This window comes from Streptomyces melanogenes, assembly GCF_014649795.1.
In the GTDB taxonomy this organism is placed as follows: Bacteria; Actinomycetota; Actinomycetes; order Streptomycetales; family Streptomycetaceae; genus Streptomyces; species Streptomyces noboritoensis.
Genome location: NZ_BMTS01000001.1, coordinates 808,905 through 828,586 on the forward strand (window position 1 = coordinate 808,905; position 19,682 = coordinate 828,586).

16 protein-coding genes are annotated in these 19,682 nt (G+C 70.4%); 9 read left to right on the top strand and 7 right to left on the bottom strand.

Annotated elements, in window-relative coordinates; all coding sequences use genetic code 11:
- Positions 1-191: 191 nt before the first annotated feature.
- Together IE252_RS03715 and IE252_RS03720 are read right to left on the bottom strand one after the other, a co-directional pair.
- A complete protein-coding gene (locus IE252_RS03715; protein WP_190087754.1) occupies positions 192-2,804 on the bottom strand; it encodes an ATP-binding protein in 2,613 nt (870 codons plus the stop codon).
- Positions 2,801-3,151 (bottom strand): effector-associated constant component EACC1, encoded by a 351-nt coding sequence (locus IE252_RS03720; RefSeq protein ID WP_190087755.1) that lies wholly within the window; start codon positions 3,149-3,151, stop codon positions 2,801-2,803. Before IE252_RS03720 ends, IE252_RS03715 begins: the two co-directional genes overlap by 4 nt.
- Before the next feature lie 301 nt (positions 3,152-3,452).
- Here IE252_RS03720 and IE252_RS03725 point away from each other — a divergent pair, with 301 nt between their 5' ends.
- The 4 genes from IE252_RS03725 (at position 3,453) to IE252_RS03740 (ending at position 9,226) form a co-directional block, all read left to right on the top strand.
- Positions 3,453-4,436: an ABC transporter permease gene (locus IE252_RS03725; RefSeq protein WP_190087756.1), complete on the top strand. Its 984-nt coding sequence runs from the start codon at positions 3,453-3,455 to the stop codon at positions 4,434-4,436.
- Positions 4,437-4,500: 64 nt separating this feature from the next.
- Entirely contained in the window at positions 4,501-5,403 is a 903-nt protein-coding gene (locus tag IE252_RS03730; protein WP_190087863.1) for an ABC transporter permease, read from the top strand.
- Positions 5,400-7,481 carry a dipeptide ABC transporter ATP-binding protein gene (locus IE252_RS03735; protein ID WP_190087757.1) on the top strand — a complete coding sequence of 694 codons (2,082 nt, stop codon included), beginning with the start codon at positions 5,400-5,402 and terminating at the stop codon, positions 7,479-7,481. Before IE252_RS03730 ends, IE252_RS03735 begins: the two co-directional genes overlap by 4 nt.
- Before the next feature lie 62 nt (positions 7,482-7,543).
- Complete coding sequence (locus IE252_RS03740) at positions 7,544-9,226, top strand: ABC transporter family substrate-binding protein (RefSeq protein WP_190087758.1); 1,683 nt, start codon at positions 7,544-7,546, stop codon at positions 9,224-9,226.
- Between the two features lie 121 nt (positions 9,227-9,347).
- Here the strand turns inward: IE252_RS03740 and IE252_RS03745 are convergent, their stop codons facing one another.
- Positions 9,348-9,947 carry a short chain dehydrogenase gene (locus IE252_RS03745; RefSeq protein ID WP_190087759.1) on the bottom strand — a complete coding sequence of 200 codons (600 nt, stop codon included), beginning with the start codon at positions 9,945-9,947 and terminating at the stop codon, positions 9,348-9,350.
- A gap of 174 nt (positions 9,948-10,121) precedes the next feature.
- Between IE252_RS03745 and IE252_RS03750 the strand changes: the two genes are divergently transcribed.
- On the top strand, positions 10,122-10,985 hold the full coding sequence (locus tag IE252_RS03750) for a LysR family transcriptional regulator (RefSeq protein WP_190087760.1): 864 nt from the start codon (positions 10,122-10,124) through the stop codon (positions 10,983-10,985).
- A 9-nt stretch (positions 10,986-10,994) separates the two neighbouring features.
- Here IE252_RS03750 and IE252_RS03755 read toward each other — a convergent pair whose 3' ends face one another.
- The 3 genes from IE252_RS03755 to IE252_RS03765 all read right to left on the bottom strand — a co-directional run bounded on the left by IE252_RS03755 (position 10,995) and on the right by IE252_RS03765 (position 13,776).
- Positions 10,995-11,804, bottom strand: coding sequence for an SDR family NAD(P)-dependent oxidoreductase (locus IE252_RS03755; RefSeq protein WP_190087761.1), 810 nt, complete (start codon positions 11,802-11,804; stop codon positions 10,995-10,997).
- Positions 11,805-12,168: 364 nt separating this feature from the next.
- Positions 12,169-12,696, bottom strand: coding sequence for a universal stress protein (locus IE252_RS03760; RefSeq protein WP_229847931.1), 528 nt, complete (start codon positions 12,694-12,696; stop codon positions 12,169-12,171).
- 147 nt (positions 12,697-12,843) lie between these two features.
- On the bottom strand, positions 12,844-13,776 hold the full coding sequence (locus IE252_RS03765) for a methyltransferase domain-containing protein (RefSeq protein WP_190087763.1): 933 nt from the start codon (positions 13,774-13,776) through the stop codon (positions 12,844-12,846).
- Between the two features lie 359 nt (positions 13,777-14,135).
- Here IE252_RS03765 and IE252_RS03770 point away from each other — a divergent pair, with 359 nt between their 5' ends.
- From IE252_RS03770 to IE252_RS03780, 3 genes are all read left to right on the top strand, one after another.
- Positions 14,136-14,849: a TetR/AcrR family transcriptional regulator gene (locus tag IE252_RS03770; protein ID WP_229847933.1), complete on the top strand. Its 714-nt coding sequence runs from the start codon at positions 14,136-14,138 to the stop codon at positions 14,847-14,849.
- A 104-nt stretch (positions 14,850-14,953) separates the two neighbouring features.
- The gene (locus IE252_RS03775; protein ID WP_190087765.1) at positions 14,954-15,268 is read left to right on the top strand and encodes a hypothetical protein; all 315 of its coding nucleotides are present in this window, start codon (positions 14,954-14,956) and stop codon (positions 15,266-15,268) included.
- Between the two features lie 22 nt (positions 15,269-15,290).
- Entirely contained in the window at positions 15,291-16,361 is a 1,071-nt protein-coding gene (locus IE252_RS03780; protein ID WP_190087766.1) for a M14 family metallopeptidase, read from the top strand.
- Between the two features lie 823 nt (positions 16,362-17,184).
- Here the strand turns inward: IE252_RS03780 and IE252_RS03785 are convergent.
- Entirely contained in the window at positions 17,185-18,672 is a 1,488-nt protein-coding gene (locus tag IE252_RS03785) for an MFS transporter (RefSeq protein ID WP_229847935.1), read from the bottom strand.
- A 103-nt stretch (positions 18,673-18,775) separates the two neighbouring features.
- Between IE252_RS03785 and IE252_RS03790 the strand changes: the two genes are divergently transcribed.
- Complete coding sequence (locus tag IE252_RS03790; RefSeq protein ID WP_190087767.1) at positions 18,776-19,672, top strand: helix-turn-helix transcriptional regulator; 897 nt, start codon at positions 18,776-18,778, stop codon at positions 19,670-19,672.
- Positions 19,673-19,682 lie beyond the last annotated feature (10 nt).

Consider the following 19,682-nt stretch of genomic DNA (forward strand, 5'->3'; position numbering starts at 1 on the left):
TACGGGACGGATCGTGCACGCAGCGAACCTGCTCGCTCGCGCTGCGCAGCAGGCTACGCGCTCGACGCCGGTCGTACTGGGCAAATGGACTGCCTACTGCCGACGCTGAGGAGCTGGCAGGTTGGGAGCGGCGGTCCGGAGGTTTCTCCACCCCACGATGGCGCGTTCCCGAAGGGAGCTGCTGCCCACGGTCACCCGGACAGGCCCTGGTTCATGGAGCGGGGATTCTCCCAGTCGCCCAGCCGGTTGCCCATGCGGACGGCTCGGGACGACGGATGGGCGATGGCCTGGGTCGAGGGGCCTTCCTCGGCGTCGGGGCCGTGGCGCAGTTCGTGTGACCGGTGCATGAGCCGTCGCGCGAGGTCATGGTTTTCCAGCGCCCATTCGATCTTGGCGATCAGGCGGTAGGCGTAGCTGAGATGGGCGGGGGTGCCGACCACCTCGAAGTGCTCCAGCGCGAGACGGGCATGGTGGCGTGCCGTTGCCAGGGTTCCGGCCTTGCGGAGGGCTTCCGCCGCCGTCGCGTGTGCGTGGGCCGCTCCCTCCCGGTCGCCCCGCTCGTCCAGCAACCGGGCCGCCCTCTGGGCCAGTTCGGCCGCGTCCGGATGCTGACCGGCGTGGACACGCAGTGCCGCCTCGCCCACCAGGCACTCGGCCAGGAGTGCGAGGTCCCCGGCCTCCTCCACGCAGGAGCGTGCCTCGGCCTGGAACCGCAGGGCCTCCTCGACGAGATCGGCGGCCAGCGCCCGCTCGGCCAGGTCCATGAGGTGCCGGCCGTGCTCGGCCGCGCCTTCGGGTGCCGCCTCGGCGGCGCGCTGGAGTTCGTCGGCCACGTCCTGTCGGGTGGCCGAGGGGGCGCTCACCGTCGTCGCGACACGGCCGGGCGCGGGCTGCGCGCCCAGGCGGGCCAGTACGGCCCGGGCTCGGGCGACGCCGACTCCGTGGCTGTGGTCCTTGGCGTGGCGGTACGCGGCCTCGGCCTCCTCCTTGGCCTCCTCGGGCCGTTCCTCCTCGTGCAGGGCCTTCGCCACGTCGCAGGTGAGCTCGGTCGCGAGGTTCCACCGGTCCTCGCGCGCGGCCCGGGCCGCCGCGCGCAGTTCGCCGAGCGCGGCGGTCCGCCAGGCCGTGAGCGCACTGTCCTCACCCGCGGGTCTCAGTCGGCTGCGCAGGTGCAGATACAGCGAGGTCCGCCGCAGCGCCTCCTCCGCCGGTGTGGTGCGCGAGTAGCTGCGGTAGAGGTCGTGGAAGGCATAACGGCCGTTGGCGCGCTGGAGGAGTCCTCCGTCGACGAGCTCCTCCAGCATCAGCCCGCAGATGCCGGGTGGCAGTTGGCACAGGACAGCGGCGGAGCGGCGATCGAAGTCCGGGCCGGGGTGTCCGGCGCAGTCCCGGAGCACTTGCTTCTGCTGGTCGTTGAGTGCCTCGTACGAGACGGTGAAGGCCGTACGGACGCGGTCGTCGTCGGAGTGCAGGTGCTGCAGCGGGCGGTCCGACTCCCGCATGGCGTCCAGGAGCAGGTCGGGCGGGGTGCGGCGCAGCCGGGCGGCGATGGGGAGCAGGGCGAGCGGGAAGCAGCTCAACAGCTCGGCGATCTCGGCGAGCTCGCCGTCGTGCCCGGTCAGCCCGCTGATGTCCTGCATCAGCGCCACCGCGTCGCCCACCGCCAGCGGAGCGAGCGCGTAGCGGCGGACGTGCTGCGGTGGCATCGCGTCGGTGAGTGAGGCGCGGCTGGTGACGATGACCAGCGCGTCGCGCGCGGTCGCGGCGGTGTGGTTGAGCTCGGTGGCGTCCGTGACGTCGTCGAGCAGTACGACGGGTGTGACGGTTTGCCCCTCGGCGCGGTGGGTGAGCCGTTGGTGCAGCGACGCCGCCAGCGCCGACTTGCCGACGCCGGGAGGTCCGTGGATGACGAGGACGCCGGGCCCCTGGGCGGCTTCCGCCGTGAGCTCCCGCAGCTCGCGTTCGCGGCCGAACAGGCGTGTGGCGGGCAGGGGCCCCGGCACGTCGGCGGTGCGGTCGGCTTCGTGCGGGGTTGGCGCCGTGTAGGCGGGGTTGTGGAAGACGGCGATCCGCTCACCCGAGTTGTGGGCCCCGATCTGCGGATGTTGAGCGTGTTCCCGGTTGCTCAGGCTCTGGTGCAGCCGGGCGTGCACGGTCCCGAAGTCGAGCACCGGACCGGCCTCGGGCACGCCCGTGCGCAGCAGGTGGAGCAGGGCGCCGGTGAAGGCGGACAGCTCCTCGTCGGCCATCGAGTAGGCGACTTCGGTGGCCGCGCTGGAGGTGAGGACGCAGACGCCGTCGATGTCGGCGGCCTGTTTGAGCAGGGTCTCGCGGGCACTCATACCGCCTTCGACGGCGGCTCCGCTGAAGCAGCAGTCGAGGACCATGGCGCACTTGAGGCCGTGCCGCCGGTGGGCCGCACGCACCTCGTCGCGGATGTGCGCGTAGGGCAGGGCGCGCCACATCTGCTGTTCGTTGGAGTCGTGCAGCGCGAGGTGGAGTTCGGTCGGGCGGTCGGGGTGCAGCAGTCCGTGTCCGGCGTAGTAGACGAGCAGGGTGTCCGAGGCTTCCTGGACGGCCGTGTCGATGGCCCGCATGATGTCGCCGGTGTCGGCCTTGCCGTCGAGGATGCGGCAGCTCGCCGGGGCCAGGCCCCAGACGGTGTCGTCGCACAGGGCGTCCCGTAGCGCCGTGATGTTGCGTTCCACGGCGGGCAGTTGGGCGAGCCGACTGCCCGCGGCGTACTGGGGGATGCCGATCAGTACCGCCCGGGAGGCCGCCGGGTCGGACAGTCGGGCGGTCATGAGTCGGACTGCTCCGGCTCCCGACGGGCCTGGAGTATCCGCAGGACGTCCTCGGGCGTTCCCTCAAGCACGGTGCCGTCGCTCTCGGTGATCCGTACGGTGGGAGTCCGCGCTCCGCGTGGGCGGCGCCAGGCGGCGGTGCTGACCAGCAGTCCGAGCAGGCTCACCGTGCTGTTGGCCACGGCGGTGATCGTGTCCACGGACCCCATGGTGGTGGCCGGTGCGGCGGCGGGGCTCGCAGGCTCGATCGTGGTGCCGGAGCGTGCCACCGAGGGATCGCGGAGCAGCCATCCGGTCAGGGCCGTGGCGCCCGCGGCGCTTCCTACGCTGATCCGTACCTCGGCCATCCGGCTCCCCCGTGGAACATGCGACCAGCACCTGTTCAGCAAGGTCAGTATCCCAGGTCCGTCCGGCGCATGGGCGGATTTTCGACAGCTGGCCAGCCGGACGGATTACTACAGCGGCGTTTCGGCCTCATGGCGGAAACCCGTAAACCCTGGTGTCGCTTCACAGGTACGGACCAGACTCGGGCTCGCACGTCTGTGCATACGTTCTGTACCTCCAGAAGGCTCCACCGCGCATGTATACCTCCCTCAGATTCCGTGCCCCCGGGGCACACCTCCCGCGTGCGGTGAGGAGGTGGCGGGCGTGGTGCGGTATGTGACCCGCAAGGCGCTGGGCTGGCTCCTGATGATCGTGGTCGCGACCAACGCGACCTACTTCCTGGCCAGTTGGTTCCTGGATCCGCGGTCGAACTTCAAGGAGCTGCGACCCGTCCGCAGCGAGGAGCAGATCGACCGGGCCCTGGCGCCGTACAACCTGGACCCGAGCGTCCCCCTGGTGCACCGGTGGTGGGACTGGTTCACCGGGGTGTTCCTCCGCTTCGACTGGGGGAAGTCACCGACCGGTGTCTCGGTCAACGGGGAGATCGGCTACCGGTCGCTCATCAGCGCGGAGTTGGTGGTCATCGCGACGGTCCTGTCCGTGGTGATCGGCGTCGCGCTCGGGGTGTACACCGCGTCGCGGCAGTACGGCTGGGCCGACCGCGTCACGCAGGCGGTGTCCATCGCGGTGTTCAACATACCGACGTCGGTCGCCGCGCTCGCCGTGGTCTTCGTCGCCATCTGGCTCAACCAGCACGCCGGGCTGCACTTCCTCTACGTCGCCGGGGAGAACTCACCGAACGTCGAGGGGCTGCTCCCCACCGTCGGCGACCGGCTGCTGCACCTGATCCTGCCGACCCTGACGCTGACCCTGATGGGTTACGTGGGCTACCACCTGACGCAGCGTGCGCTGCTGCTCGACACGATCAACGCCGAGTTCGTACGCACCGCCCAGGCCACCGGGCTCACCCGGACCCAGGCGATCCGCCGACACGCCCTGCGCGCCGCGCTCATCCCGACGGCGGCGTCCGTGGCGTTCAGCATCCCGTCCATCTTCACCGGGGCCATCATCACCGAGACGATCTTCGGCTGGAACGGCATGGGCCGCTACTTCATCCAGACCATCAGCAAGAACGACGTGCACGGCACGGTCGCGACGGCCGCCTTCGCCGCGGCGCTGACCGCGATCGGCGCGATCCTCGCGGACATCGCCACCGTCTTCCTCGACCCGCGAGTGAGGGTGAGCTGACGTGACCACCGATGTGACCACAGAGGCGACGAGCGCCGACGCCTCCCCGGCGACGGCACACCCGGTGCCGCACAAGGCGCCCTCCGCCCGGCGCGACGGCCGCCACCTCGGCCGCGGACGGCTCTTCCTGCGCCGCTTCCTGCGCAACCGCCTCGCCGTCGTGGGTGTGCTGATCTTCGTGCTGCTGGTGGCGTTCAGCGCGTTCGGCGGCCTGTTCACCTCCTACGCGTACTCCGACGCCGACTTCGCCGCACTCACCCAGCCGCCGAGCGCCACCCATTGGTTCGGAACCAACCAGGGCGGCAACGACATCTACGCCTCCACCGTGCACGGACTCCAGCGCTCCCTGGTGATCGCCGTCAGCGTCTCCGTCCTGACCGTCGTCGTCGCCGCGATCGTCGGCTCCAGCGCCGCCTACTTCGGCGGGCGGGTGGAGAAGGCGACGCTCGCCGTCATCCACTTCCTGCTGATCGTCCCCTCGTTCCTCATCCTCGCCCTGGTCTCGCACCGCCTCGCGGGCGACTGGCGGGTCCTCATCGCCGTCCTGACGGTCTTCGGCTGGATGTCCACCGCGCGCGTGATCTGGTCGGTGTCGACCTCACTGCGCGAACGCGACTACGTGACCGCGGCCGAGTTCATGGGGGTGCGCCCGCTGCGCATCATCCTGCGCCACATCATCCCCAACCTCGGCTCCCTGCTGATCGTCAACCTGACGCTCGGAGTCGTGGCGACCGTACTGAGCGAAACCGCCCTGTCGTTCCTCGGGTTCGGCGTCCAGACCCCGGACGTGTCGCTGGGCACGATGCTCGCGGACGGCGCGGGCACCGTCACCAGCGCCCCCTGGCTCTTCGCCTTCCCCGCGGGCCTGGTCGTCCTGCTCACCGTGTCGATGACGTTCGTCGGCGACGGACTGCGCGACGCCCTCGACCCCACATCCGTGACCGGTGCGGCAGGAGGCCGACGATGACCCTCGCGACGACCGTCCCCACCCAACCGGCCACGCCCACCGGCGCCACTCCCGTGCTCTCGGTGCGTGACCTGCGGATCTCCTTCCCCTCCGAAGCCGGCCCCGTCCAAGCGGTGCGCGGCGTCAGCTTCGACCTCCTGCCGGGCCGCACCCTCGGCATCGTCGGCGAGTCGGGCTCCGGCAAGTCGGCCACCGCGATGGGCATCATGGGACTGCTGCCGCCCACCGCGGACCTGCGGGGCCAGGTGCTGCTCGGCGGACGCGACCTGGTCGGCCTCGGCGACAAGGCGCTCTCCGAGGTACGGGGCAACGCCATCGGCATGGTCTTCCAGGACCCGCTCTCCGCGCTCACCCCGATCTTCTCCGTCGGACGGCTGCTCAGCGACGCCCTCCGCGTCCACCAGGACCTCAGCAAGCGGGCCGCCTGGGAGCAGGCCGTCGAACTGCTCGGCCTCGTCGGCATCCCCGACCCGCGCGAGCGCGCCAAGTCCTTCCCGCACGAGTTCTCCGGCGGTATGCGCCAGCGCGTCGTCATCGCCATGGCGATCGCCAACAAACCCTCCGTCCTCGTCGCCGACGAACCCACCACCGCGCTCGACGTCACCGTGCAGGCCCAGATCCTCGACGTCCTGCGCCTGGCGCAGCGCGAGACCGGCGCGGGCCTCGTCCTGATCACCCACGACCTCGGAGTCGTCGCCGGTCACGCCGACGACATCGCCGTCATGTACGCGGGCCGGTTCGTGGAGCAGGCGGGAGTACGAGAACTGTTCCGCCGCCCGACCATGCCGTACACCGCCCGGCTGCTCGCCGCCGTACCGACCGTGGACAGCGGCGTCCACCGCCCGCTGGTGCCCATCGGCGGGGAACCGCCGCGTCTGGTGGACCTCCCGCCGGGCTGCCCGTTCGCGAGCCGCTGCGCCGTGGCCCTCGACGCGTGCCGCACCGACGAGCCGGAGCTGCGCGAGGTCACCGGCCACGGCCACGTGGCCTGCGTACGCGCCGACGAGATCGCCGACGGGTCGCTGGATCCGGCGGGCGGTGTCGCACCCGTCCACCGGGCCGCCGAACGTTCCGGGACAGGTGAGGTGGTGCTCCGCGTGGAGGACCTCGTCAAGACCTTCCCGATCACCAAGGGCGCCCTCCTCAAGCGCCGGGTCGGCACGCTGCGGGCGGTCAACGGGGTGGGCTTCGAGCTGCGGGCGGGGGAGACCCTGGGCCTGGTGGGGGAGTCGGGCAGCGGCAAGACCACGACCCTGCTGGAGGTCCTGCGGCTCAGGAAGCCCGAGGGCGGCCGGATCGAGATCGCCGGAACCGACGTCAGCACGGTCGAAACCACCGCGCGCAAACGGGAGTTGCGGCGGGACGTGCAGATCGTCATGCAGGACCCGCTGGGAGCCCTGGATCCGCGACTGCCCGTCTTCGACCTGCTGGCCGAGCCCCTCCAGGCCATCGGGCGGGACCGCGAGTCGATCCGCTCCCGCATCGCGGAGCTGCTGGCCCTGGTCGGGCTCGACCCCTCGGTGGGCGACCGGTTCCCGGCCGCTCTGTCGGGCGGCCAGCGCCAGCGGGTGGGCATCGCCCGCGCCCTGGCCACCGAACCCAAGCTGCTCGCCCTGGACGAGCCGCTCTCCGCCCTGGACGTGTCGGTGCAGGCCGGAGTGATCAACCTGCTGGCGCGGCTCCAGCGCGAACTCGGGCTCGCCTACCTCGTGGTGGCCCATGACCTGGCCGTGGTCCGGTACGTGTCCGACCGCATCGCGGTGATGTATCTGGGGCACATCGTCGAGACCGGCGACACCGAGACGATTTTCGCCGACCCCAAACACCCGTACACCCGGGCCCTGCTGTCGGCGATCCCGGTGCCCGACCCGGAGCGCGAACGCACCCGCGAACGCGTCGTGCTGCAGGGCGAACAGCCCAGCGCCGCCCGGCTGCCCGCCGGCTGCGCCTTCGTCGACCGGTGCCCGCTGTACCGCCTGGCCGCCGACGACGTACGCGAGCGCTGCCGTACGGAACGTCCCGCACCGGCCGAGGTGGCCGGGCAGCCGGGACACCAGTACGCCTGTCACGCGGTCTGAGCGGCCAGGCCCGAACCTCCAGAACTTTCATCCGTACCGAACCACAAAGGAACCACTCCGCCATGCGCACAAGACTGGCCCTGCCCGTCGCCCTTCTCGCCGCCATCTCCGTCGCCGCCACCGCGTGCCAGTCCTCCTCGGGGAAGGACGCGGCGAAGACGGACGGCAAGGACGTGCAGAAGGCCGCGTCGTCGGCCGCCGACTACAACCCGCAGCCGTACGAGAACATCAAGGACGGCGGCACCTACACCACCGTCGGAACCTTCGACGAGCAGGGCAACCCCTTCAACGTCAACTCCACCCTGACCGCGTCCCGGGTCTGGTCCTGGTACAACGCCGACGCCATCACCTACGCGCCCACCGGCGAAGTCCAGTACAACCCCGACTACTACAGCGACGTGAAGAGATCCGTGGAGGGCGGCAACCAGAAGGTCACGCTCACGATCAACCCGAAGGCCGCCTTCAACGACGGCACCCCCATCGACTGGACCGCGATCCAGGCCACCTGGAAGGCCAACAACGGGTCGGACAAAGCCTACGCGGCCTCGTCCACGGACGGCTACGACCGGATCACCTCCGTCGAGCAGGGCAAGGACGCCAAGCAGGCCGTCATCACCTTCAAGGGCGTCAACGCCGCCTGGTCGAGCCTGTTCACCACGTTCCTGCACCCCAAGGCCGCCACGGTCGACAACTTCAACAAGGCGTACGTCAAGACGGCCCACCCCGAGTGGGGCGCGGGCCCGTACACCGTCGGGAGCTGGGACACCCACTCGGGCAACATCACCTTCGTACGCAACCCGAAGTGGTGGGGGAAGAAGGGCAAGCTCGACAAGCGCGTCTACGTCAACCTGGAGTCGACCGCGGCGGTCAACGCCTTCAAGAACGGCCAGGTCGACTACGCCTCCGCCTCCGACGCGGAAAGCCTCAAGCAGGTCAAGGGGCTCAAGGGCACGGAGATCCGCAGCGGCGGCAGCCCGTTCGAGTACGCGCTGTACTTCAACACCAAGTCGTCCGTCCTCGCCGAGAGCGACGTCCGCAAGGCCATCCAGCAGAGCATCGACCGCACCCAGATCGCGAAGATCCAGTTCCAGGGCCTCGACTACAAGGAGCCGCTGCCCGGCTCGGCCGTGCTCTACAGCTTCCAGAAGGGCTACCAGGACAACGTCTCGGCGGTGCTGAAGTACGCGCCCGACGAGGCCAAGAAGACGCTCGACGCGGCGGGTTGGAAGCCTGGGGACGACGGCATCCGCGTCAAGAACGGCAAGAAGCTCGAAGTCGGCTACACGCTCATGGGCGACGACCCGCTGGCCAAGGCCACCGCCGGTGCGTTCGCCGCGATGCTGAAGCCGGCCGGCGTCCACGTCGTGATCAAGAAGGCCGACGACGCGGACTTCTCCAAGATCCTCAGCGAGCGCAGGTTCGACCTCTTCGTGTCGGGAAACCGCTCCATGGACCCGTTCGGAGCCCGCTACCTGTGCGACTTCTACTGCTCCGACCGTGACTCCAACATCACCGGCTCGGGCACGCCGGAACTGGACAAGGAGATCCGCGCCGCCGCGGACATCGCCGACCTGGACCAGCAGATCACGGCGGTCAACAAGATCGAGCAGAAGGCGCTCCAGCAGTACGCCTTCCTGCCCCTGTACAGCGGCCCCTCGACGTACGGCGTGAAGAAGGGACTCGCCAACGTCGGCGCGACCATCTTCAACAGCCCGCTGCCGGAGACGGTCGGCTGGCAGAAGTAACGCACAGCGAGGGAGGCTTGGAGGCGGTCCGGCCCGTCAGCCGTCGTGGCTGGCGGGCCGGCGCTGCTTGGCGCGGTGGGCGAGCGCGTCGGGTGAAGCCTCGGAGATCCGGCCCGGCGCCCTAGCGCACCCGGTAGACCTGCCCCGTCTGCGCCCCCTCGATCGAGCGGATGTACGCCGTCGCGACGCGTGCCGCCGGGACGGCTTCCATGCCCGCGAAGAACGGACCGTAGGCGGGCAGGGACTCCTCGGCCACCGTCGGGCTCACCGCGTTGATCCGCTGCGGCGGGAGCTCGATCGCGGCGGCCCGTACGAACGCCTCGACCGCGCCGTTGGCCGCGGAGGCGGCGGCGCCGGCCACGATCGGCTCCTCCGTGAGGATCCCGCTGACCAGCGTGAACGAGCCGGTCGCGGCCACGTGCCGGGCGCCCTGGCGGACCAGCTCCAGCTGGCTGAGGGCCTTTCCGCGGAACGTCGCCGCGAAGTCCTCCGCGGCCAGCTCGGCCAGCGGCTTGAACACGGCGTCGCCCGCCGCGACGGCCACCGCGTCCAGCGGACCGGCCTGCGCGTACAGCCGGGCCACGGCCTCCGGGTCGGTGACGTCGAAGACCAGGTCCCCGCGCGTGCGGCCCACGCCGATCACCTCGTGGCCGCGCTCCGCGAGAGCCTTGTGCACCGCCGAGCCCAGCGTGCCGCCCGCGCCGATCAGAAGAACCTTCACAACCCACCGTCCAATGCCTGGTAGACGCCTCCCGGAGTCACCGGGAGTTGCCTGCGAAATCCTGGGAGTGCCCCAGGAGGGAGCCGGGCGAACGAGCCACCCGGTGCACCCGACGCTACGGATCGCGCCCCGTACCCGGAAATGCCATCTGGGCAGTGACTATGCTTGGTGGGCATGGATGTGGAACTGCGTCATCTCAAGGCCCTGGCCGCCATCGCCGAGGCGGGCACCGTCACCGCCGCGGCCGCCGAGCTGCACATGACGCAGCCCGCCCTCTCCCGCACGCTCGCCCAGCTGGAAGCACGTGTGGGGGTCCGCCTGGTGGACCGCTCGTCCCGGCATCTGGACCTCACCCGGGCCGGGGCGACCCTCCTCGGCCACGGGCGGGCCATCCTCGCGCACCTCGACGCGGCACTCGCCGAGACCCGAACCGTCGACCGGCCGCTGCGGCTCGGCTACACCTGCGCGGTCCTGGGGCAGCAGACCGTCCCCCTGCTGCGCTCATGGCGCCAGGCGCACCCGGACGCGCCGCTCGAAGTGGTCCGGCGGGACAACAGCACCGCGGGTCTGGCGACCGGCGACACCGACGTGGCGGTGCTCCGCACGATCCCCGCCGACCCGCGCATCCGCACCGAGGCCCTCTACACCGAGGACCGCGTCGCCGCCCTGCCCGACGACCACCCGCTCGCGACCCGCGACCGGGTGCGCCTGGCGGAGCTCACCTCCGGCCCGCCCCTGCCGCTGGCCCTGTGGCCGGACACCGGCACCGCCTCGGTGGACCTCTGGCCCCCGGCGCAGCGCCCGGACCGCACGGTCGAGGTGCACAACGTCGACGAGTGGCTGAACCTCATCGCCACGGGCGGCGCCTTCGGCATCGGCGCCGCGGGCACGGCGGAGAGCCACGGCCACCCCGGCGTACGCTTCGTCCCGCTCGACGACGCCCCCGTCGCCACGGTCTACCTGGCCCGCCCGGCCCACCCCACACACCCGCAGACGGAGGACTTCCTGGCGGCTGTGCGTGAGGTGGTCAGCATCTGACGTGCGCCTTCAGGCGGTGTGGCCGACGAGCAGGGACGCGAGCCTGCTGAGGCGCTGCACCGAGCGGTTCTCGGTGGCCGCGGGAGCCGGGTCGACGCGTTCGTCGCGGTCGTAGTACGCGCCGTTGACGATCTCGACGGCCGGGTCGCAGAGGCGTACGACGTGGGCGGCGCCCTCGGCGGCCGGGGTGCCCTCGTGTGCGTACAGCGGCAGCAGGGCGGTGTCGCAGACGCCCGGGTGCACGGAGACGGCGGCCACGCGCGGATCCGCGGCGAAGACCGTCAGCGCCAGCTGGGACTGGGCGTAGGCGGCGAGCCGGGAGTAGCGCCGGGAGCGGTTCGGGTCGCTCCACTGGATGTTGCCGGTCCGGTGCAGCGACGACGACACGTTGACGACGCGGCCGCCCGGGCCGGTGGTGAGCGCGGGCTCAAGGAGGCAGGTCAGCAGGTAGTGGGCGAGGAAGTTGACCTGGAAGGCGATCTCGTTGCCGTCGGCCGTGACGGTGTGCCGCTCGGGGGCGGCCATGCCCGCGTTGTTGACGAGGACGTCGAGGTGGGGGTGGGCATCGACGACCCGGCGGGCCATCGCCTCGACGTCGTCGAGGTGGGTGAAGTCGGCGGCGTACGCGCACAGATGGGCGGCATCGATGCCCGCTGTGGCGATGAGCCGGTCGGCGGCGGCTTGGGCCTCTTCGCGGGTGCGGCCGTGGATGAGGACGGTGGCGCCGCGCTCGGCGAGCTGCCGCGCGGTCTCGTAGCCGATTCCGGAGGTCGCTCCGGTGACCAGGACGGTACGGCCGGACAGGGTTGCGGAAGTCATGGTGGATTCCTGGGTACGGGCACGGCTCAGTCGCCCCGGGACGGGGCGGTGGACGTGCGGGAAAGGGAGACGCGCGTACGCCGCCGGGAATGGGACGGCGGCGTACGCGCGGGGGAGGCGCGGCTCTACGGAGCCGGCGCGGGAACAGCACGCACTACCGGAGGCACCGGATGCGGTGGCCGGTCGTCATGGCGCGGACTGCTGTTCACGACATTCATCCAACTCCGGGACGATCCCGGTCACAAGAGACCGGCCCAGTCCTTGACGGCCTTCTGATGCCGGTTTCTGATGCCGCCTTCTGATGCGGGGAACCACGGCGGCGCCCACGGGCTCGGCGAAACACCCCTGCGTGTGCCAGCCGCGGTCAGTCCGCCAACTCCCGTACGTCCAGGGGAAGTCGCCACGAGACGCGGCGGTGCACGGCGTCGAGTTCGCGCTGGAGGGGTGAGGGCGGAACGGCCAGCACCGGGCAGGTGGCGTGTGCCAGGCAGTACCGGGCGACCGAGGGCCGCACCATCCGCTGGAGCCGCCCGCGGGTTCCCGCGCCGACGACCAGCAGGTCGCCGTTGCCACCGGCGGCCTCGACCAGCGCCGCCCCCGGCCTGCCTCGTACGACAAGACCCTGGAGCGGCACCCCGGGCCCGCTCGGCCCGAAGGCGCGGTCCAAGGCGTCGAGCAACTGCTCGCCCGCGATTCGCCGACAGTGGGCCAGCAGGTCGGGCGTGGCCGAGTCGCGGTGCCCGAGCTCGCCACCGGGCGCGGCCCAGGCCAGTACGGCGCAGAGAGTGGCGCCCGAGCGCCGGGCTTCGACGGCTGCGCGATGGAGAGCGGTCAGGCTGCCCAGCGTGCCGCTCACCCCGACGACGACCCGTGGCTCGGGTGTCGCGTCCACGGCCGTCACCGCTCCTCGACGTGCAATGCGTTCATACGCCCCATGAGAAGGCAGGGCACCGGTGAGTCGGCTCCTTGTTGGCGGGTCCCATACGGGGAAGCGGTCTGTCCTGACGCGCTCCTGACGACGGAGAGGCGGCATCGCACGTCAGGCGGATGGGCCGCCGTCGTCTCCTGTCGGGGAGGGCACGATCCGAATGCTCTGCCGCCCCTCGTGGAGGGTGACGCGGTAGTCGGCGTCGGTGTAGGTGGGCCAGGTGCCGGTCACCTCCGGCCAGCCGAGTTCGTCGTACGGGAGTTCATCGCGTTGCCCGCGGACCTTCATGAACGCCACGCCCGTCACCAACCGGCCCTCTGCGCCGCCGTCTCCGTCGGCGACGAGCCGTAGCAAGGCGTCGTGGCCGAAGGGGCCGTTGAGCGGGGTGACGATGACCGCGCCGGGCGCGGCCTGGTCGAGCCAGGCCTGGGGGACGCGGCGGACCGCGGCGGTCGAGATGATCCTCGTGTAGGGGGCCCGGCTTTGGTATCCCTGCTCCCCGTCCGCGCACACGACGGTCGGACGCAGGCCGAGGTGGGTGAGCTTGTCCCGGGCCAGGTCGGCGAGTTGCCGGTCGATCTCCACGGTGACCAGTCGCCCGGGAGGGATCCGTTGGGCCAGGAGCGCGGCGCTGTAGCCGGTGCCGGTGCCGATCTCCAGGGCGCTGTCGCCGGGGTGGGGGTCGAGGTAGTACAGCATGTCGACGACCACGGCCGGGCAGGAGGCGGCCGAGGTGAACGCCTCTTTGGTCGGTCCGTCCTGCGGCCGCACCCGGCCGTCGGCGACCTGCGTGATGAGTGACGCCTGCGCGGTGTAGACGGCCCGCAGCCACGAACGCGGTCGCGCCGCACGGTCGATGACCGGGTGCAGTCCGTCCTCGCCCGGGTGGGGCCACCAGACCTGGTCGGGTACGAAGTGCTCGCGCGGCACCGTCAGGAACGCCTCCCGCAGCCAGGGTCGCCCGTTGAAGTGGCCCGTCCGCCGGGAATCGAGTTCGGCCGCGCACTGAGCACGCAGCTCCCGCGCGTCCAACCGGCTCGGCATGCCGGTCGTGCCCGCCTAGTCGTCTTCCGATGGCGGGGTGGGCTCGGGCTCCGGAGCGGGGTTGCCCGGATCGCCCGGCGAACTGTGCGGCCCGCCCACCTGACCGTCCGAGTCCTGACGGCTGCCCATGAACACCTCCGGCGTGATCGCGGCGACCAACTCGCGGCTGTGGCAGCCGCGTTGTCCGGACGCTACCCGCCCTCGCCGGTATGGATTCACCCCGGTGATTCCCCAGGGGGCGGCCCGGCCGTCCGATCAGGGTCATCAAGCAGTCATCAACCAGCTGGTTAGTAGAAATGTCGATTATATTTACCTTGTATACCTACATGCCCTCCGCGCCCCGCGATGGGAGTACGGACATGGCCGAGCGGGATGGTCCAGCGAAGCGGGGGCGGCTGAGTCGGGCGCTGGTGCTCGCCGCCGCCGTCGCGCTGGTGGACCGGGAGGGGCTCGGTGCGCTGACCATGCGGCGGCTGGCCGCCGATCTGGGTGTGGAGCCGATGGCCATCTACCGGTACACCGCCGGTAAGGAGGCCCTGCTCGACGGGCTCGTCGAGGCGTTCTTCGCCGAGGTCAACGAGCGGTTGCGGACCTCCGCCGACCAACGCGACGACGACGGCCCGGCCTGGCGGGCCGAGCTGCGGCGGATCGCCCGCGCCTTCGCCGCCGTGGTGCACGCCCACCCCGAGATCCTGCCCGTGGTGGCCACCCGCCCGCTGACCGTGCCCGTGGCCCGGCGCCCCGCACCGCTGCTCCAACTCACCGAGCACATCCTGGCCGTACTCGGCCGCGCCGGGTTCGACGACGCCGCCACCCTCACGATCTACCGCGCCTTCGTCGCCTGGAACATCGGCCGCCTCCTGGTCGACAGACGCCAGGTCGTCGACAACCCCGAGGAGCCGGACCCCCTGCTGCGCCTGGGGCTGCACCGGCTGCCCGCCGCCGAGTACCCGCGGCTGCGCGCACTCGTACCGCGGCTCGCCGAGTACGACGACGAGCAGGAGCTGATCACCGGGCTCGACGGGCTGTTGAGGGGGATGCCCGAGGCGCCGCTTGACTCGTTCTACGGCTGAAGCGCACCCTGGGAATACGAGGTACACATCGGACATACATCTACATCAGCCACGCGTCGTCGGTACCGCTGATGTGAGCCGGACGGCGCCCGGAAGAGGCCGTCATGTCCACCGCTCGTCAGCTTCTGCGCGTCCGCGTCACAGCCAAGGACGCCGAAACCCTGCGTTCCCTCCTGCGCGAGGCCCGTCCCGATGTCGGGGGCCGCCCGCGCCAGGGCGAGGACGGCACGTTCAGCATCGAGGCGTACGCCTCCCCGGAGGAGGCCGAGGCCCTCGAACGCGAGGGTGTGGTGGTCACGACCATCGAGGACGCCACGGCAACCGGCCGCGCCCGCCAGGCCGAAGTCGGCGAGGGCGACCGGTTCGCCCCCGACGACGCGGTCCCGCGAGGCCTCGCCCTCAAGGTGAAGGACGCCTAGCAGGCCGCCCAGGAGGGACACCATGTCGTACTTGAACACCACCGAGGTCGAGTCCGCCGTGACCAGCCTGGCCACCGCCTTCCCGTCCGCGTGCGACCTCATCGACCTGCCCGAGCCGTCCGTGGAGGGCCGGGCCGGACACGCCCTGCGGATCGGTACCGCACCCGCCGGTACCCACGACTGCGTCGTCCTCATCGGCGGCGTGCACGCCCGCGAGTGGGGCAGCTGCGAGATCCTCGTCCACCTCGCGGCCGACCTCCTGGAAGCCGGTACCGAAGGCGCCGGGCTCGCGTACGGCGGCAAGACCTACACCGCCGCCCAGGTACGGAACGTCCTCGACAACCTCGACGTCGTCGTCTTCCCCCTCGTCAACCCGGACGGCCGCCACTACAGCCAGACCGTCGACCCGATGTGGCGCAAGAACCGCAACCCGGCCAACTCCGGCGGCGACCCCTCCCGTATCGGCGTCGACATCAACCGCAACTACGACTTCCTCTTCGACTTCGCCACCGCCTTCGACCCGACCGCCGGTGTACAGGTCTCCGACGACCCGGGCGACATCCAGGTGTACCAGGGCCCCAGCCCCTTCTCGGAGCCCGAGACCCGCAACGTCCGCTGGCTGCTCGACGCGTTCCCGCGCACCCGCTGGTTCGTCGACGTGCACAGCTACTCCGAGGACATGCTCTTCGTCTGGGGCGACGACGAGAACCAGTCGCTCGACCCGGCCAAGAACTTCCGCAACACCGCCTTCGACGGCAAACGCGGCGTGGCCGGCGACCTCGCGTACGCGGAGTTCATCCCGAAGGACGACGCCGACGACAGCACCGTACTCGCCGAGCAGTTCTGCAAGGGCCTGCACGGCGTACGCGGCCGCGCCTACAGCCCGATGTCCGCCTTCCACCTCTACCCGACGAGCGGCACCAGCGACGACTACGCCTACTCCCGGCACATCGCCGACCCCCACAAGGGCAAGATCCTCGGCTTCACCATCGAGTGGGGCAAGAGCTTCCATCCGCCGTGGTCGGAGATGAAGCGGATTGTGCTGGATGTGGATTCGGGGCTTGTGCAGTTCTGCCTTACTGCGCTTGCGTAGGGGGTTGGGTGGAGTACGTCGACGTACGGGGCAGGAGAACGAGGCGATCGACGGCGAACCGGGATCACTGCCCTCACAGCGTCCGGGTCTGTGCTGGCCGCCGCCGCGTGGACGACGGGGCCGGGAAGATGCATCGTGTCGAACCGCTGGCCCGTCGGCACGAGCGCGATACCCACGTCGAACTCACATCGGGCCTGCGCCAGCACGTGGTGCGCGGAGGCGAGCCAGTCCGTGATGGCTCTGCGGGCTTCGTCCATCACGGCGCTGCCGTCTGAGACGCAGGCGTACAGGGCGACCTGGACATGGCTGCTCCCGCCTGTTCCGGGAGCGATGGCGAACGCGGGAAAGCCCCTCGTCGGTGGCGGGTTGGTTCCACCACCGACCGTAGGGGCGTGCGCGCGGGATCACGGGTACAGGTTGCCCCTTATCTGTAGGTACAGGTTGTACCTACGCGGCAACGGGGACATGCCAGTGGAGCGAAGGATGTGCGAGGTTGCTGTAGGTGGAAGCGGTGATGTGGTCGTCGCCGGTGAGGTCGGTGACGGATACTTCGAGGATGTCGGCCATGCACATGGGCATGGGCAGCCGGGGAGTTCGAAGACGTCCGGATTCGATGCCTTTCCACCATTCCATGGACGTGCCCGCTCGGGCAGCGAGAAGGTGTCGGTGTCCACCGCGTTGTCATGGGGATCGGGCATAGTGAAGCTCCGTTCTGACCTGGACGCTCAGAACGCTACTCCCTCTGAGTGATGGGGTGCACAGCCGCTCTGGATGCAGTTCACCCGGTTGGCGTGACACGTATGGGCGGTCCAACTCCGCTGTTTTATAGGCCTGTTTGACGTGATCGGATGCGACGGTGGGTCGTGCGTGCCAGTAGGAGTGCCGTCAGGGCGCCGGCCAAGAGGCCTCCGGCTACGAGCAGCGTGGTCTCGTGGATGGCGTGTGCGGAGGCGTGCGTCATGTGCCGGTCCGCGCCGGATACGTACACACTCCCGTAGGTTGCGATGCCGAGTGCCTGTGCGACCTGGGCCGAGGTGGTCATGATGCCGCTGGCATCCGCGGCGTCGGCGGGGTCGACGTGGGCGAGTGCGACGGTCAGCAGTGGGCTGGTGAGGTACCCCATGGCGAGTCCGCACACCAACTGCAGTACGGGGAGGGCGATGCCCCCATGGCTGCCCGAGCGCATGGCGAGTCCGATGCCGAGGTAGCCGGCTGCCGCGACCGCGCAAGCAGCGGCGATCATAGGCCGGTGCCAGTTCGTGGGCAGCTTCTGCCAGGTGAGGCTGCCCGTCGCGACACCGATGGCCAGTGGCGCGAAGGTGAGGCCGGTCCGGGTGGCGGACTCGCCCAGACCGGTTTGCAGGTGTTGGGAGAAGGAGAACAGGAATCCCGCGTACCCGGCCATGGCGAAGAACATAGTGGTGGCGCCGAGCGCCAGGCCCGGGGCCTTCAGCACCGCGCCGGGCATCAGCGGCGCGCCGCCACGACGTGCCACCGCACGTTCTACCAGGACGAACACGCCGAGCATGGGGAGCGAGGCGGCGAGACAGGCCTGCGCCCAGCCCGGCCAGTGCCGGTCGTGCCCCAGGACCAGCGGTACGACCAGCAAGAACAGTGTCACGGTCAGCGTGATCAGGCCAGGGACATCCAGGCCCTTGGCCACTGGGGGCTTGCCCGGCGGGAGAACGCGCAGTCCGGCGAGCGCCAGCAGTACCCCGACCGGCAGGTTGATGAGGAACACCGGACGCCAGCCGGTGCCGAACACATCCGCGCTGACCAACAGTCCGCCGGTGACTTGGCCGACCACGACGCCGAGCCCGATCACCGCCGCGTACACACTGAGCGCCCGTGCTCGCGCGGGACCCTCGAACTTCAGCTGGATCAGGCTGTAGACCTGAGGCATCATCATCGCCGAGCCGACGCCCTGTACCACCCGGGCCCCGATGAGTACGCCCGTGCCCGGAGCGAGGCCGCAGGCGAGCGAGGCGGCGGTGAACGTGACCAGTCCGCACAGGAACACGGCACGGAAGCCGTTACGGGCACCGAGGCGGGCACCGGTGACCAGTAGCGCGGCGTAGGAGATGGTGTAGCCGGAGACGATCCACTGCAGGGCCGAGCCGTTTGCGTGGAGATCGGTGCGGATGGTCGGGGTGGCGACGTTGACGATGGTCGAGTCGAGTAGCGCCATGAAGACCGCACCCAGCAGGACCACGAGCATCCGGTTGTCGCGGCGCGTGGATGCGATGGGGTCCGGTGCTCCGGTGCTTCCAGGTCGAGTTGCGGCGACCTGTCCAGGTTCTGTTCTGCTCATGGCCCGATGATCCGCAGAGTCGTAGAGGGGTACCAGATAACCCGTCATCCTGGTATCAGCGGGTACCTGGTCATACCTCGGCGGTGCCGCGCAAGATGGTGCGGTGACCTTGATCGACCCCAATGCCCCGCGACGTACCGAACTGGCCGCCTTCTTGAGGGCTCGCCGTGAACGCATCACCCCTGAGGAGGCCGGCCTGCCGAACAGAGGCCGGCGGCGCACGCCAGGGCTGCGACGCGAGGAGGTCGCGGAGCTCTCCGGGGTCGGGGTGGTCTGGTACACGTGGCTTGAGCAAGGGCGGCCCATCAACCCGAGCGCTCAGGTGCTCGACGCGATCGCCAGGACCCTGCGGCTGGACTCGACCGAGCACAACCACCTCTACCGGCTCGTCGAAAGCCCCAGTGCGCCATTGAGTGCGTCGACGTATCCGCAGCCTGCGGAGAACCAGGTGATCCTGGACGCCCTGGCCCCGCTCCCGGCGACCATCACGACGACCCGCTACGACGTCCTCGCGTTCAACGAGGCATACGCGGCGCTCGACCCAGCGATGGCGCTGCTGCCGGACTCCGAGCGCAACGTGCTGTGGCACCTGTTCACCACGGACGAGCTGGTGCAGCCGCTTGTCGACTGGGAACGTGAGGTCTCCTTCATGGTCGCCCAACTACGGGCCGAGTTCGGCCATCGCGTCAACGACCCTCACTGGACCGAGTTCCTCCGTCGGCTCTCCGCCGCGAGCCCGCGTTTCGCCGTGATGTGGGCCAGGCAGGAGGTCGCCTCGCCGACCCCGCGCAGCAAGTCCTTCTTCACCGTCGACGGCGACACGGTCACGGTGACCGCGTCCAGCTTCGCGGCGGCCTCCGCCCCCGATACCAAACTGTGGATCTACACACCGGACAGCCCGGCGACGGCCCAACTGATCGAGGACCTCATCGACCGCTACCGGCAACGCGGACCCGCCGACATGCTGACCACTGGACTGCGCACCGGTGGTGGCCGTTGAGATGGCGTGC

Coding starts and splice junctions, on each gene's coding strand:
- IE252_RS03780 (WP_190087766.1), top strand. CDS start 15,291: ATGTCGTACTTGAACACCACCGAGGTCGAGTCCGCCGTGACCAGCCTG.
- IE252_RS03715 (WP_190087754.1), bottom strand. CDS start 2,804: ATGACCGCCCGACTGTCCGACCCGGCGGCCTCCCGGGCGGTACTGATC.
- IE252_RS03770 (WP_229847933.1), top strand. CDS start 14,136: ATGGCCGAGCGGGATGGTCCAGCGAAGCGGGGGCGGCTGAGTCGGGCG.
- IE252_RS03785 (WP_229847935.1), bottom strand. CDS start 18,672: ATGAGCAGAACAGAACCTGGACAGGTCGCCGCAACTCGACCTGGAAGC.
- IE252_RS03720 (WP_190087755.1), bottom strand. CDS start 3,151: ATGGCCGAGGTACGGATCAGCGTAGGAAGCGCCGCGGGCGCCACGGCC.
- IE252_RS03765 (WP_190087763.1), bottom strand. CDS start 13,776: ATGCCGAGCCGGTTGGACGCGCGGGAGCTGCGTGCTCAGTGCGCGGCC.
- IE252_RS03750 (WP_190087760.1), top strand. CDS start 10,122: ATGGATGTGGAACTGCGTCATCTCAAGGCCCTGGCCGCCATCGCCGAG.
- IE252_RS03735 (WP_190087757.1), top strand. CDS start 5,400: ATGACCCTCGCGACGACCGTCCCCACCCAACCGGCCACGCCCACCGGC.
- IE252_RS03775 (WP_190087765.1), top strand. CDS start 14,954: ATGTCCACCGCTCGTCAGCTTCTGCGCGTCCGCGTCACAGCCAAGGAC.
- IE252_RS03740 (WP_190087758.1), top strand. CDS start 7,544: ATGCGCACAAGACTGGCCCTGCCCGTCGCCCTTCTCGCCGCCATCTCC.
- IE252_RS03755 (WP_190087761.1), bottom strand. CDS start 11,804: ATGACTTCCGCAACCCTGTCCGGCCGTACCGTCCTGGTCACCGGAGCG.